Below are 12,680 nucleotides of genomic sequence, written 5' to 3'. Positions count from 1 at the left end.
AGGGCTTTTGGCGACCGGTTCAAGTCATGCGGCACAGCCTGAGGCTGTACTCGTCATGGCCTGGCGCTAACGGCCAATTGTTCCAGGGCGGCTTCCAGAGCCAAGCGGTATCCGCTGGCGCCAAGGCCGCAGATCACTCCTACAGCGACGTCTGAAAAGTAGGAGTGATGGCGGAAAGGTTCGCGTTTGTGCACGTTTGATAAATGCACTTCGATGAATGGGATGCTCACTCCCATCAGCGCGTCACGTATTGCAACGCTTGTGTGCGTAAAAGCGGCCGGATTGATCAAAATGAAATCCACACCTTCGTCGCGGGCGGCGTGAATGCGGTCGATCAGTTCGTATTCGGCGTTGCTTTGCAGGTACATCAGATGGTGACCGGCATCGCGAGCGCGCTGCTCCAGGTCCTGGTTGATCTGGGGCAGGGTGACGGTGCCATAGACCCCGGGTTCCCGAGTGCCCAGCAGGTTCAGGTTGGGCCCGTGAAGGACCAGGATAGTCGCCATCGCGTGTTCCTTTTATTGTCTGCGAGCTGTTTACGCCCGGCGACTATGCCGGAAGGGCAATGGACTGTCCAGTTAACAACAGTAGCCAGCACGATGAGCGATATTCGCGCAAAGTTTGTGACTGACCTTTTAGTTTTGGTCATTTGCGCTGTTGAGGCGCCCTATCAGCCCTGCAGCGTCGATTTCGCCGACGATCCGAACGGAGGAGAGTTCTTCGCCGTTTTTAGCGAAAAACAGCAAGGCCGGCGGGCCGAACAATTTGTAGCGGTCGAGCAGTGCGCGCTGCTCTGAGGTGCTGTCGGTCATGTCGAAACGTATCAGGCTGTACCCCGCCAACTTGGCGACGACGTCAGGATCCGGCAGAACTTCGTGTTCGATGACCTTGCAACTGATGCACCAGTCGGCGTACCAGTCGAGCAGCAGCGGCTTGCCTGCGCTTTGCGCTTCCTGCATGACGCGGTCCAGTTCGGCTGAAGTGGTTACCGTCTGCCACTGAGATGAGGTCGAGGCAACTGCGCTGTTGTTTGTGGTGGCGTACTCGCGGCCCAATGGGCGCATGGGGTCAGTCTGCCCGGAAAGCGCGCCATACCAGCAGGCGAGCGCGTAGACCAGCAGCGCCAGACCGAGCAATTGAGCCAGTTTTTGCTGCGTGGTCTTTTCAGTGCGCTCCAGTGCGCCGAGAAACAGGGCAACGCCTGCCGACAGCAGACCAACCAGCAGCAGGGTGATTTGCCCCGGCAGCACGCGACTCAGCAGGCCGATCGCCAGACCGAGCAGCAGCACGCCGATCGCATTCTTCACCGTCACCAGCCAAGGGCCGCTTTTCGGCAGCCATGTGGCTCCACCCGTCGCGATCAACAGCAGTGGCGCACCCATCCCGAGCCCCAGTGCAAACAGTTTCAGCCCGCCACCAATGGCATCGCCGCTGGCGCTGATGTACAGCAGCGCTCCGGCCAGCGGGGCCGATACGCATGGCGAAACCAGCAGGCTGGAGACCACGCCCAGTACGGCTGCGCCCCATAATGAACCGCCTTCAGTCTTGCCGGCGATGCGGTCCAGGCGTGAGCTGATCGACTGTGGCAGGCGCAGCTCGAAAGCCCCGAACATTGCCACGGCAAAAATCACGAAAAACGCTGCAAACGGCACCAGCACCCAAGCCGATTGCAGACGCGCCTGCAGATTCAGGCTTGCGCCGAATACGCCCATCAGCGCGCCAAGCAGTGCAAAACAGGCTGCCATTGGCAACACGTAGGCCAGCGACAGGCTGAGGCCGCGCAACCCGCCGACCTGGCCGCGCAGCACCACGCCTGACAGAATCGGCAGCATCGGCAGTACGCAAGGGGTAAAGGTCAGGCCTACGCCTGCGAGGAAAAACAGAGCGAGTTCTTTCCAGCTCCAGGTGTTGGCTGGAGCGGGGCTGGAGACTGCCCCGGCCGGGCTTGCAGCCACATCACCGATGCTCAGGCGTTCGGTTTCCGGCGGGTAACACAGGCCCTTGTCGGCGCAGCCCTGATACGTCACCGCCAGTGTGAAGGGCCGCTGTTCGCCGGGTTTGCGTGGCAGGTCGATGTCGAGAATGCCGTGGTAGACCTCGACATCGCCAAAGTATTCATCGTGCTTCTGTTCACCTTTGGGAAGTTGCGCTTCGCCCAGACCAATGTCGGCCGGTTCGGTGCGGAACTGGAAGCGATGGCGATACAGGTAGTAGCCGTCGGTGGCGACCAGCCTTAGCTTGATCGATTCCGGTGTGGTTTCGATCAGGCTCAGCTGAAAGGCCTGACGCACAGGCAGGAAGTCCTTGCTGTTGTCCAGCGAGCCACCGCCCAGCGTTGACGACGGGCGACTGTCCAGCAGACCCGCTGCGGAAACAGGCAGGGCCAGGATCAATAACATCAGGCATAACAAGCGACGCATGGCAGTCTCGAGTCTCGAAAGTATGCGCATGATAACGGAGTGCCCAGCAACCTGCCGAGCGCAGGTTGTAAGGTGCAGTGTCGGGGGTAAACGGACAGGCTATTTGCTGCCCGAGGAAAAACTGCCACCAGCGTCCTGTTCGTAGAATTCCGGGATTTTGTTTTTATACGTGTCAAGCCAGCGTTGCAGGCTCAGGTCGCGCTCCGCCGCCGTGGCAGCCTGCGGTTTAGGTGATGCAGCCTTGCCGCTGGCCTGCAGTTGCAGCCAGGTTTCAGTCTGTTTTTGCTCGGTAAGTGGGCGCGCGTCGTCGTTGGCCAGCGTGTTGCTTGCGCTCAGCAGCATGGCAATGCTGACAATCAGGCTTCTCATGGTTGTACTCCTGTTGGCTGGCGAACATGCTGCTCAGGCAGCGCTGGGTCTGGGCCGGCTGAGGCCAGCGGTGGGCGCAGGTTCTTTTTCAGTTTTTCGGCGCGGGCCTGTGCATCGGTGATCTGCGCGGGTGTCAGCCCTGATCTGGATGCCAGCTCGGCGGCTTGGGTCCAGTTGTTCTGGTAGATCAGCAGGGTGGCGAGGTTGACCGCTGCCAGCGGGTCAGACTGTTTAAGCTCCATCGCGGTCAGGAACTGAAAGCGCGCCTGCTCCAGTTGCAACTGATTGAGGTACACCAAACCCAGATCATTGCGGATCTTTTCGTCGGTTGGCTGCAGTTTGCTGGCTTTGAGCAAGTGCTGCTGAGCCGACACGTTGTCGCCTCGGGCTGCCGCCAATTGCCCCAATCCATGTTCAGCTTGCGCGGCCCGGCAAGTACCCAGCAGGCTGCGATACAGCGGCTCTGCTTCATTGCTGCCCAGCAGCCTTAATACGCGAGCCTTGCGCAGACGCACCTCGCCGAGGCTGTCCGGCAACCCTTCCAGGTTGGCCAGGCTGGCGTGCAGGCGCCCTTCGTCGGCCATGTTCTGCGCCAGATTCAGGGCGAATTCCTGATCGGAGGTGAGCTTGGGGCACACGCTGGCTTGTTGTGGCGATGCCTGTGCCCACAGTGCCCGACCGTCGCTGGCACAGCCGCTCAGCGCGAGGATGCCGATAACCGCAATGGCTGCTTTCAAACCTTTTACTCCTTGTAGTGGCGACGCAGCTTACATACCGCCCAATGCGCGGCTGATAGCGATAAACCCCGGACCGGCCAGCACAATCAGCAAGGCGGGGAACAGAAACACCATCATGACCATCGACATTTTGGCTGACAGCTTGGAAATGTATTCCTGCAAACGGGTCAGGCGTCGATCATCGATCAGTTGCTTGAGCGTCAGCAGCGATTTCAGGGCGCCTCCGCCCTGATGAATCAGTTGATTGAGGATGATGCAGGTGTCGCTCAGTTCATCGACGTCCAGTAGCGCTGCCATTTTGCGCAGCTCCTCGCCCAGCTCCAGCCCGGAATCTACCCGTGCCAGGACCACGCGGATTTCTTCGGACAGCACCGGCAGCAGGTCCTTGCCCTCGTTGCTCAGCACGCGCAATGCCTGTTCGACGGCCATGCCTGACTCGAACAGGATGCGCAGCAGGGGAATGAACGTGGAAATCTCAACCACTATCTGCTTCTGCCTGCGTTTGGCGACCGCCGCGAGAGCCCGCTTGGGCAGCAGATACCCGGCGCCCAGCGCAAAAACCGGCGCTATCAATGGCTGCTCGATATTTTTGAAAAACAGCAACTGGCCCAGTGCGACGACGCACATCAGACCGATGGGCACGCCAATCTGGCAGGCGGCGAACAGCGAACGTTTTCTCGCGCGTCGCCAGCCGATACGGTTGAGTAATACCTGGGTTTCCGAGTCAAGGCTGATACTGCGCTGGCCAATGCGCGTGTCGCCCAGCAGCCGCAAAAGGCTGCCGATACGGCTCTCACGCACCACTTTTCCTCGCAGGCGTTGCGCCACCAGACGCTCGTTGCGACGTCGCCGGGCCAGGCCGGACAACAGAAGAAAGGCTGCAGCGGCGAGCATCAAGGCACTGAACAACAGCTCCATTCAAATGCTCCTCAGCATGCGCCACAACATCAGACAGCCCAGCAGTTGGAGGGCAAACGCCATGCTCAGCAGAATTCGTCCACTGCCGTCGTTCCACATGTGCATCAGATAGGCCGGGTTCACGGCCATGAAGTAGCCCGCCATTCCTACTGGAAGCAAGCCCAGCACCAGTGCCGTCATGCGCGTTTCTCCGGTCATGGCGCGTAGTTGGCGACTGGCCTGTTCACGGTCGCGAATCAGCCGGATCAGGTTCTCCATCAGCTCGCTGGCATTGCCCCCATACCGATGGTTGACCCGCAGCCCGAGCGCGAACAGGTGAAATTCGTCGCTTTCGTACAGTTCAGCGAAATCCCTCGCAGCATCCGGCAGGCTGACCCCCAATTGCACGTTGCGCTCGATGCGGCTCATGCCCTCCTTGAGTGGCTGGTTTGCCGCTGTGATACCAAAAAGCACCGCATCAGCGAGGGTCCTGCCTGATTTCAGACTGCGGACGCTATGGTCAAGCAATTGCGGCAGTTGCTCGATCATGCGCCGCACGCGTACGCGCGACCGCCAGGACACGAACAGACGCAGGCCCAGAGGAACACCGACCAGCGCACAGCCCGCGCCAATGCCGTCGGCCATCGCGTAGCCGATCAGAATCAGCAGCGCATAAAGCGTCAATGCCAGGCCCATGCGTTCGGTCGGCAGGCCCAGCCCCGCGCGGATAAAGGCCCGGTCTAGTCTGGCCCAGCCGGGCTTCTCGACCACAGGCTCGATCTGCCCGGCGGTCAGGCGTCTGCGGACCCGTTCCTTGGCATCCTGATTGAGCGCCAGATAGAACATACGGACAGAGGCGATCAGCAGCAGGAGGGAAATCACACCCAATATCAACGATGCTGTCACGAGGCCTCCTTTGGCGAGCTCAGTAGCCCGGCCGCAGCTTGTCACCGGCGGCGTGGGCGGCTTCGCGCATGAAACTGACCCCCGTGCGGCGATCCAGGCGAAACAGCGTATTGGTGACATAGATGTCATCACGCACGCCGACTACTTCCACCACCTCGCTGACACAGCGTCGACCATCTGGCAGCCGGGTCAACTGGATGATCACGTCCAGCGCCGCGCAAACCATTTGCCGGAGGGTCTTTTCCGGGATCAATCGTCCGGTCAGGCCAACCAGGGTTTCCAGACGCAGCAGGGCATCCTGAGCATTGTTGGCGTGAACCGTGCTCATCGAACCGTCGTGGCCGGTGTTCATTGCGGTCAGTACATCCAGCACTTCGACACCGCGGATTTCGCCGAGGATGATGCGGTCCGGGCGCATCCGCAGCGAGTTGCGAATCAGGTCGCTGGCACGCACTTCGCCATGCCCTTCGGCATTCGGCGGGCGTGTTTCCAGGCGCACCACGTGCGGGTGGCTGAGTTGCAGTTCGGCCACGTCTTCGATAGTTACCAGCCGCTGATGGCTGTCGATCAACTGGCTCAGCACGTTGAGCATGGTGGTCTTGCCGGTGCCGGTGCCGCCGCTGACCAGAATGTTGCAGCGCTTGCCGACGGCTTCCTGGAAGAATTCGAAGATCGGTTGGTCGATGGTCTGCATGGCCACCAGATCAGCGCTTTTGAGCATGTCCTTGCGAAACTTCCGGATCGACAAACAAGGACCGTCCAGCGCGATAGGCGGGATGATAGCGTTGACCCGGCTGCCATCCGGCAGGCGGGCGTCGACCATCGGCGATGATTCGTCCAGCCGCCGCCCGAGGGGCGCGAGGATGCGCTGCATGACGCGCTCGACATGATGCGAATCCATGAAGCGCAGGTCCGTGTGGTGCAACACGCCGTCACGTTCGACGAACACCTTACTCGGCCCGTTGACCAGTATTTCCGTAACCGAACTGTCGCGCAGCAGCACTTCCAGCGGGCCGAAACCGGTCAGTTCGTCGACCAGCTCTTCAGCCAGCCGCTCCATTTCATAGCGAGAGATGGCCAGCCGCAGACGGGCGACATACTCGGCAACCTTGTCGATGACAAACTGCGCAAGCGCCGGACGCGAGCCTTCAAGCAGGTTTTTGCCGCTTTCTTCGATGCCGTCGATGATGTAGCGGTGCAGTACCAGTTTCAGGCCTTGTCCGCCATCGTCCTGGCCTGAAGAGCGAGAGGACACGCCAAACAGTTTTTCCGCCATTATTTGCTCCTCCACAGCCGTGCGAGCCAGCCTTGACCGGTTTGTACCTGGACGTCGGAATGACGCGCCAAGTGTTCGCCGAGGCGCCGCAACCCGGAACACAGGGCGTCGCGCGACGCCAGTTCGAATAGGGTAACGCCCTGATTTTTGGCGTTGAGGCGCAACTCGGGGGCGAGCGGCAGTACGGCCAGCACCGGCAGGCCGAAGGTTTTGGCTACGGTTTCCGAGTTGGGCGCGACCGAGCGCTGATAGCGATCGACCAACAGGCCGGCATGCTGCATTTTCATGCCTTTTTCGCGCCAGTTGTTGAGCACCGTAAGGTTGCGCCGACAACCCAGCACGCTCTGGTCGGCGTACCACAGCAACTGGTCGCAATGGCTGACCAGCGAGCGCAGCGCCTCGCTGTCCGGCTGGCCCACCAGGTTCACCACCACATGCTGAAAATGCTGGCGCAGTGCGCTGAGCAGCATATAAAGCTCTGCGGCGCTGGATTGCTCCAGGTGATCGTCGGCTTCGCTGTAGGCCAGAATCCGCAGTCCGCTTTCGCTGGTGGTGAACGCACTGTCGATCAGGGTGGCATCTAGCCTGCGTAAGTGGCGCAGGGCGTCGCCGAAGCTGAATGTCGACTCGAGACCCAGCATTTGCAGGCTGTCGCCGCGCGGCAAACCGAGGTCCAGCAGCAGCGTGCGTTGCCCGGTCTTGTGTACCACCATCGCCAGGTGCGTCGCGATCAAGGCCCCATCGTCGTCACTTTGTGCGCCATACAGCACTGACAGGCCGCTCATGTTCGGGTTGGGTGTGACGGCGGGCAGCCGCTTGCTCAGGCGTCGGACCAGCCCGGCGACCTCGCTGGACCGCGAGCCATAGGCCACGAAGTCGCGAGCGCCGGCGCGCATGGCGTTGAGCACCAATTGGTTGTCCATGCCGTCGCCCAGCGCAACGATTGCGAGCATCGGCTTGGCTTCCAGTGCGCTCTCGATAAGCGCGCTCTGAGTCATCAGGTGTTCGCGGTCCAGGCCGACGAACACCACACTGGCAAAGGTGACGTCCACCAATGCCAGCAGGTCGTCGAGGCTGCCGGTTCCTGCGCTGACTACCTGACCCAGCGAGCCCAGTGCGCTTTGCAGCCACTCCAGATCGGTATTATTGCGGGTGATCGCCAGAAACGTCTGGCTCAGGCTCTGGCTCATTGGGACAACCCGTCGCGGCGATCAAAGTCGCCGTTTTCCAGAAAGTACAGGCGCGGGAAGCTTGGGTCGTAATTACGCAGGCTTTCACCGGGCAGCGAAGGCAGGCGAGCGTCGACAGCCAGCGGCTGAACAAGATGCGGGGTGACAATCATCAGCAGTTCGCGCTCATCGCGCTGGATTTGCGAACTGCGAAAAAACGCGCCGAGAATCGGGATATCGCCCAGCCCGGGAAACTTGTCGACCGAGCCACTGTTGCTGGAGCTGATCAGCCCGCTGACCACGAAACTTTCGCCATCGGCCAGCGCAATACTGGTGTCGGTACGGCGGATATTGAGCGCCGGTACGGTGGTCCCGGAAATGGTGATGCCGGCGGAAAAGTCCAGTTCACTGACTTCCGGGGCGACCTTGAGTAGAATCCGGTCGCGTCCCACGACGGTCGGTGTCAGGGTCAGGCGCACGCCGAACTCCTTGTACTCGATGGAAATGCCGTTGCCCTCGCCATTGGGGACCGGCACCGGGAACTCGCCACCGGCCAGGAAGCTGGCGCTCTGACCATTGAGCGCGACCAGGCTGGGGCGCGCCAGCGTGTAGGCATAGCCGCTGTTTTCCATGGCGTTGAGCATGCCCAGCACCTTGCTGCTGCCGCCTCCCCAGACGATATTGAAATTGCTGTTGTTCAACGGAATGCTCGGCCGCGTACCACTTACCGTGCCGGGGGTGACGTTGACACCGGGAACCGTGCCGGGCGCGCCGAACAGAAAATTGTTCGAACCCTTGCCGAAGATCGAGGTGCTGGCTTCCTTGAGTTTGGTGCGGCTGACTTCGATGAAGCGGATATCGGTCTGCACCTGGCTGGGTAAATTAGCGTCCGTGGACGGTGCGGCGAGGGTTTCGACCATCGATGCCGATGCTCTGCCACGCACAAAGACCATGCTCTGACGAGGAGCGCTGGAACAGGCGGTCCACACCATCAGACTGGTCGTGCCCTGCGCAACGCCGGTCAGCAGAAAGCCGTCACTGTTGCTGACGTGTACGTCGGCGATTTTCGGATCACCCACCGCAATGCGCGTGATCGCCACAGGAGACTGCACGTTCTGTTGAATGCCCTGGTCGATTTCAATGGCGGCCGGCATCGCTGCAAGCCCGTTGCAGCTGCCTGATGCAGCCCAGGCCGAGGGCGCCGACAGGGCGATAATCAGCACACCCAGAAATCCGGGCTTTATAACGGGCACGGAACAACAGCTCATTAAATGCAATCCTTGCTCAATCAGGGAGTTTGTTGCGTGATCTGGTTGCCGCGTATGACCTCGACGGCCCGGGGCGCGCGCGTTACGGCGCCAGACGCTGGCGTACCGGGCGTGCTCAGGCTCAATTGCCTGAATCCGACCAATTGTCGGTTGGCGGAGTCCAGCCGCTCGGCCACGTCGCTGCTGCCGGGCTCGGCAGACCAGTAGTTCTGCAGATTGCCTTCGTCGGCACTGCGCACTGCAAGGCGCAGGACGCCGGTTTGCGAGGCGAGCATCAGGCGGCTCACCAACGCTTCCGGCACGGCGACGGTCACAGTTCGTGCGTTGGCGCGCAGTTGTTCCTGTCTCAGACGTTCGTCGGCGCTGATGTTCTGTACCGGCTTGCCATCGTGGTCGGTGCCAAGCAGCCCGCCGATGCCGAGGATTCGCAACGCAGGTACCACCACTTGGCTGGAGCGATTTGGGTTGAGCGTGTCCTCAGGCAGATACAGCAGCACATCCACATAGTCGCCGGGGCTGAGCTGTCCGGAAGCGCTGATCACTTCGTCCACCTGCAAGGCCAGCGCCCGCTCATGAGGGCGAATCATCCGTGCCAGAGTGCCTCCCGCGTCAAAGCTACTTTCGCTGAGCCAGGTTCCGGCGTTCAGCGTGCGCCAACTGCTGCGTCCGACGAGACGCTCAACGCTGTCGAAACTGCCAGGCGGTGCGACCTTGAGCCGTTCGATCACCACGTCATCCGCCGTAATGGGTGTGTAAGCGGGGATGTCCCGAGCGACCACCACAACATTGTGACGCAGTGCATCTTCAACAGGCTGTGGCGCAGGGGCCTGTGGGGCTTGTTCGGCGGGTGAAGGTACTGACTGAGTGACGGCAGCGGGCACTTCAGCTTGCCTGCTGACAACAATTCCCAGATACCCGGCGATCAATGCGCCCAGCAAAAACAGCACAGCGAGCACCATGGTGATACGACTGCTCATGGCAACTTTCCCTTTGTCATTGCAGGACACTCTTGAACCGGCGCATCAACTTTGTAACAGCAACGGTAAACGGAATACAGGCTTTTGTGTGACGGTAGCTCATTGTTTAAAAAGCGCCATAGTGCTTTGGTATAAAAGGTTTTTTTCTGATGGGAGGGCGTCAGGAGTGCCTGTTTACGAGGTCATGTCAGGGTTATAACTTTCGGGTTAATGCTTTTTTGTAATTGTGGGTTTGGCGATTGCAGACAATGCTGGCGATGCAGACGTTTTCGCATGTGTCATGCATGTTCGCGCCTCGGAGGCGCAAGGAGAAACAAGATGTTCCTTACCAAGATGTATGTAGGTGCCTATACCCGAGTCAGGTTTTTTCTAAAAGACCGTGAGGCTGCTTCGGGTATTGAATACGCGTTAGTCGCGGCAATGGTTGCAGTGGCATTGATTGCTTTTGTTCCGGGTATCAGCTCAAAGGTCGGCGATATCTTTACGAAAATTGAAACTGCCTTGACGCCACCCAAGACATGACCTCTTCCAAGACAACATCCTCCACACCCGCCGGGGGGTAGTTTATGATCATGGTTCTGAGATCATTTTGTTGAGATAACCACATGGCTCTCCATCCCCCCCGGCAGCAGTTGCTTCTGGTTGACGACGAAGAGGACGCTAACGAAGAACTGGCAGAGCTGCTCGAAGGCGAGGGGTTCTGCTGTTTCACGGCGTCTTCGGTGAAGATGGCCCTGCATCAGTTGACCATTCATCCGGATATTGCGCTGGTGATCACCGACCTGCGGATGCCGGAGGAGAGCGGTATCCAGTTGATAAAGCACCTTCGCGACCACACCTCGCGGCAGCACTTGCCGGTTATCGTCACCTCTGGCCATGCCGACATGGACGACGTCAGCGACATGCTGCGCCTTCATGTGCTCGATCTGTTCCGCAAGCCCATCTACCACGTCCGGCTTCTGGAAACCCTCAACAACCTGTTTCCCGAGACGAAGATCTTTCAGGTTCAGTGACAACAAGCACCTCGGCCTACGCTGAAGAACGGATGCGATGGTGTTGTCCCTGACACCTCTCGTTCCTCACGCTTAGCGTAGGAACGCCTTTCGTGACGCTCTGCGTCACACCCGTCTGCGTCGGCTGGCCGTCTGAGTATGGCGCTCACTCCACCACGCTGAATTCAACGCGCGCGGTCTGGCCGCTTTCGTCCAGGACGCTCAGTTGGTAGCGACCCGGTTTGTTCAGCGTCGGTGTGAAATCTTGCCGGGTGTCGGTGTCCGCCATTGGCGTGCCGTCGATGAACCACCAGCGCCGACCGCTGCCGCCCAAGGCCGAGAGTTTCAGGCGCAAGGCCTGACGACTGGCGGCGGGCAGGCGCAGATTGTCGCCTTCGCGCACGCCGACGATGCTCAAAGGCGGGGCCATGTTCAGGTTCTGCGGCGGGCAGTGAGGGTCGGCCGGCGGCAATCGTGCTTCGCGACGTTCTGCTCTGGGCAGCCAGGGCTCCAGGGGTGCAGGCCACAGCGCGATGTCCTGTGGCTGGGCATTCGGGCAACCGGCTCCTACGCGTAACCCCTCGGCATTGACCCAGATACGTTCCTGCAAACCCAGCCCCAGCGGTTGGTCGGCTGCTTGCAGGGTTGGCGGCGTGGTGCCATCCAGTGTCCAGGCAAAGCGCTGGCGACGGCAATTCGGATCGCTTTTGCTCATCGGCTGACCCAGCGGCCAGCAGATCGCTGCCACACCAACATTCAACGGCACCCGCTGAACCGGCGCTGCGATCCCGCGCTGGCTGTCACGATTGACCAATACATCATGGACCTGAAGCATCAGCGGCGCTGCGGACGCCAGTCCAAACTGTCCCGGCACCGGCGTACCGTCCGGCCTGCCAATCCACACGCCCACCAGAAAGCGCGGCCCCACGCCAATCGCCCAAGCGTCACGGAAGCCGTAGCTGGTGCCGGTCTTCCAGGCCAGTTGCGGACGCTGTACTAACTCTGCACGCGGATCGATGTCCGGACGCGACTGGCCGCTGAGAATACGCCGGATGATCCACGCCGCCCCTGGCGACATCATGCGCCGCTCGCGTAGCCGGTCCTGTGGTTGCAGTCGAACGTCGGCACTCCTGCCTCCTCGGGCAAAGGCGCTGTACCCTGTCACCAGATCCTCCAGCCGGCTGCCTGCACCCCCCAGAATCAGCGCCAGATTGGGCTCGGCCAGTGGTGGCAGGGTCAGCGGCACGCCGCCGTTGCGCAGCTCGGCGGCAAAGCGTTTCGGCCCATAGACTTCCAGTAATTGCACGGCAGGCAGATTGAGGGACATCGACAGCGCCGAACTGGCCGCCACCGGCCCGCCAAAGCCGGTGGAAAAGTTGCCAGGCCGGTAATCGCCATAGCGACGCGGCACGTCCTGCATCAATGATTCAGAGTGGATCAGCCCGGCGTCCATTGCCATGCCGTAGAGGAATGGCTTGAGCGTCGAGCCTGGCGAGCGCAGTGCCGTCACCATGTCTACATGCCCGAAGCGCCTTGCGTCGTTGATGTCCACCGAACCCACATAAGCGCGCACTGCCATGTTTTCTGCCTCGACCACCAGAATCGCCGCCGAGGTACGCTCCGGCAGCCGGGCCCGCCAGCCCATCAGCAAGTCTTCCATGCGCCGCTG

Annotated in this window: 13 protein-coding genes; 2 read left to right on the top strand and 11 right to left on the bottom strand. The window is 60.7% G+C overall.

The features are described 5' to 3' along the window. Positions 1 to 53 precede the first annotated feature (53 nt). The 10 genes from aroQ to cpaB form a co-directional block, all read right to left on the bottom strand. A complete protein-coding gene (aroQ, locus tag ALO43_RS10080) occupies positions 54 to 506 on the bottom strand; it encodes a type II 3-dehydroquinate dehydratase (RefSeq protein ID WP_024670343.1) in 453 nt (150 codons plus the stop codon). Positions 507 to 635: 129 nt separating this feature from the next. Next, positions 636 to 2,420, bottom strand: a complete 1,785-nt coding sequence (locus ALO43_RS10075) for a protein-disulfide reductase DsbD (RefSeq protein ID WP_024670342.1) — start codon at positions 2,418 to 2,420, stop codon at positions 636 to 638. A 99-nt stretch (positions 2,421 to 2,519) separates the two neighbouring features. Beyond that, on the bottom strand, positions 2,520 to 2,789 hold the full coding sequence (locus ALO43_RS10070; RefSeq protein WP_005888667.1) for a DUF3613 domain-containing protein: 270 nt from the start codon (positions 2,787 to 2,789) through the stop codon (positions 2,520 to 2,522). After that, the gene (locus ALO43_RS10065; protein ID WP_054997458.1) at positions 2,786 to 3,526 is read right to left on the bottom strand and encodes a tetratricopeptide repeat protein; all 741 of its coding nucleotides are present in this window, start codon (positions 3,524 to 3,526) and stop codon (positions 2,786 to 2,788) included. Before ALO43_RS10065 ends, ALO43_RS10070 begins: the two co-directional genes overlap by 4 nt. A gap of 30 nt (positions 3,527 to 3,556) precedes the next feature. Beyond that, a complete protein-coding gene (locus tag ALO43_RS10060) occupies positions 3,557 to 4,444 on the bottom strand; it encodes a type II secretion system F family protein (protein WP_005888675.1) in 888 nt (295 codons plus the stop codon). Beyond that, complete coding sequence (locus ALO43_RS10055) at positions 4,445 to 5,329, bottom strand: type II secretion system F family protein (protein ID WP_005888678.1); 885 nt, start codon at positions 5,327 to 5,329, stop codon at positions 4,445 to 4,447. A 19-nt stretch (positions 5,330 to 5,348) separates the two neighbouring features. Next, complete coding sequence (locus ALO43_RS10050; RefSeq protein WP_005888680.1) at positions 5,349 to 6,605, bottom strand: CpaF family protein; 1,257 nt, start codon at positions 6,603 to 6,605, stop codon at positions 5,349 to 5,351. Next, a complete protein-coding gene (locus tag ALO43_RS10045; protein ID WP_005888681.1) occupies positions 6,605 to 7,795 on the bottom strand; it encodes an AAA family ATPase in 1,191 nt (396 codons plus the stop codon). The genes ALO43_RS10050 and ALO43_RS10045 overlap by 1 nt, the downstream gene beginning before the upstream one ends. After that, positions 7,792 to 9,042 (bottom strand): type II and III secretion system protein family protein, encoded by a 1,251-nt coding sequence (locus tag ALO43_RS10040; RefSeq protein WP_024670337.1) that lies wholly within the window; start codon positions 9,040 to 9,042, stop codon positions 7,792 to 7,794. The genes ALO43_RS10045 and ALO43_RS10040 overlap by 4 nt, the downstream gene beginning before the upstream one ends. 20 nt (positions 9,043 to 9,062) lie before the next feature. Continuing rightward, positions 9,063 to 10,019: a Flp pilus assembly protein CpaB gene (cpaB, locus tag ALO43_RS10035; RefSeq protein WP_024670336.1), complete on the bottom strand. Its 957-nt coding sequence runs from the start codon at positions 10,017 to 10,019 to the stop codon at positions 9,063 to 9,065. A 318-nt stretch (positions 10,020 to 10,337) separates the two neighbouring features. On the opposite strand from cpaB, the gene ALO43_RS10030 reads away from it, so the two are divergent. Together ALO43_RS10030 and ALO43_RS10025 are read left to right on the top strand one after the other, a co-directional pair. Further along, the gene (locus ALO43_RS10030) at positions 10,338 to 10,541 is read left to right on the top strand and encodes a Flp family type IVb pilin (protein ID WP_024670335.1); all 204 of its coding nucleotides are present in this window, start codon (positions 10,338 to 10,340) and stop codon (positions 10,539 to 10,541) included. Between the two features lie 83 nt (positions 10,542 to 10,624). Beyond that, complete coding sequence (locus ALO43_RS10025; protein WP_005888690.1) at positions 10,625 to 11,032, top strand: response regulator; 408 nt, start codon at positions 10,625 to 10,627, stop codon at positions 11,030 to 11,032. Between the two features lie 145 nt (positions 11,033 to 11,177). Here ALO43_RS10025 and ALO43_RS10020 read toward each other — a convergent pair. After that, positions 11,178 to 12,680 (bottom strand): penicillin-binding transpeptidase domain-containing protein (locus ALO43_RS10020; RefSeq protein WP_268873801.1); only part of this gene is annotated, 1,503 nt, incomplete at its 5' end.

This window comes from Pseudomonas tremae, assembly GCF_001401155.1.
Classification (GTDB): domain Bacteria; phylum Pseudomonadota; class Gammaproteobacteria; order Pseudomonadales; family Pseudomonadaceae; genus Aquipseudomonas; species Aquipseudomonas tremae.
Note: the sequence above shows the minus strand (reverse complement) of the source record. Positions and strands in the feature narration are given on the sequence as shown.

Bases quoted from the DNA above. Each gene is read 5' to 3' on its own strand.
- ALO43_RS10070 (WP_005888667.1), bottom strand. From the start codon at position 2,789: ATGAGAAGCCTGATTGTCAGCATTGCCATGCTGCTGAGCGCAAGCAAC.
- ALO43_RS10030 (WP_024670335.1), top strand. From the start codon at position 10,338: ATGTTCCTTACCAAGATGTATGTAGGTGCCTATACCCGAGTCAGGTTT.
- ALO43_RS10075 (WP_024670342.1), bottom strand. From the start codon at position 2,420: ATGCGTCGCTTGTTATGCCTGATGTTATTGATCCTGGCCCTGCCTGTT.
- ALO43_RS10060 (WP_005888675.1), bottom strand. From the start codon at position 4,444: ATGGAGCTGTTGTTCAGTGCCTTGATGCTCGCCGCTGCAGCCTTTCTT.
- aroQ (WP_024670343.1), bottom strand. From the start codon at position 506: ATGGCGACTATCCTGGTCCTTCACGGGCCCAACCTGAACCTGCTGGGC.
- ALO43_RS10045 (WP_005888681.1), bottom strand. From the start codon at position 7,795: ATGAGCCAGAGCCTGAGCCAGACGTTTCTGGCGATCACCCGCAATAAT.
- cpaB (WP_024670336.1), bottom strand. From the start codon at position 10,019: ATGAGCAGTCGTATCACCATGGTGCTCGCTGTGCTGTTTTTGCTGGGC.
- ALO43_RS10050 (WP_005888680.1), bottom strand. From the start codon at position 6,605: ATGGCGGAAAAACTGTTTGGCGTGTCCTCTCGCTCTTCAGGCCAGGAC.
- ALO43_RS10040 (WP_024670337.1), bottom strand. From the start codon at position 9,042: ATGAGCTGTTGTTCCGTGCCCGTTATAAAGCCCGGATTTCTGGGTGTG.
- ALO43_RS10025 (WP_005888690.1), top strand. From the start codon at position 10,625: ATGGCTCTCCATCCCCCCCGGCAGCAGTTGCTTCTGGTTGACGACGAA.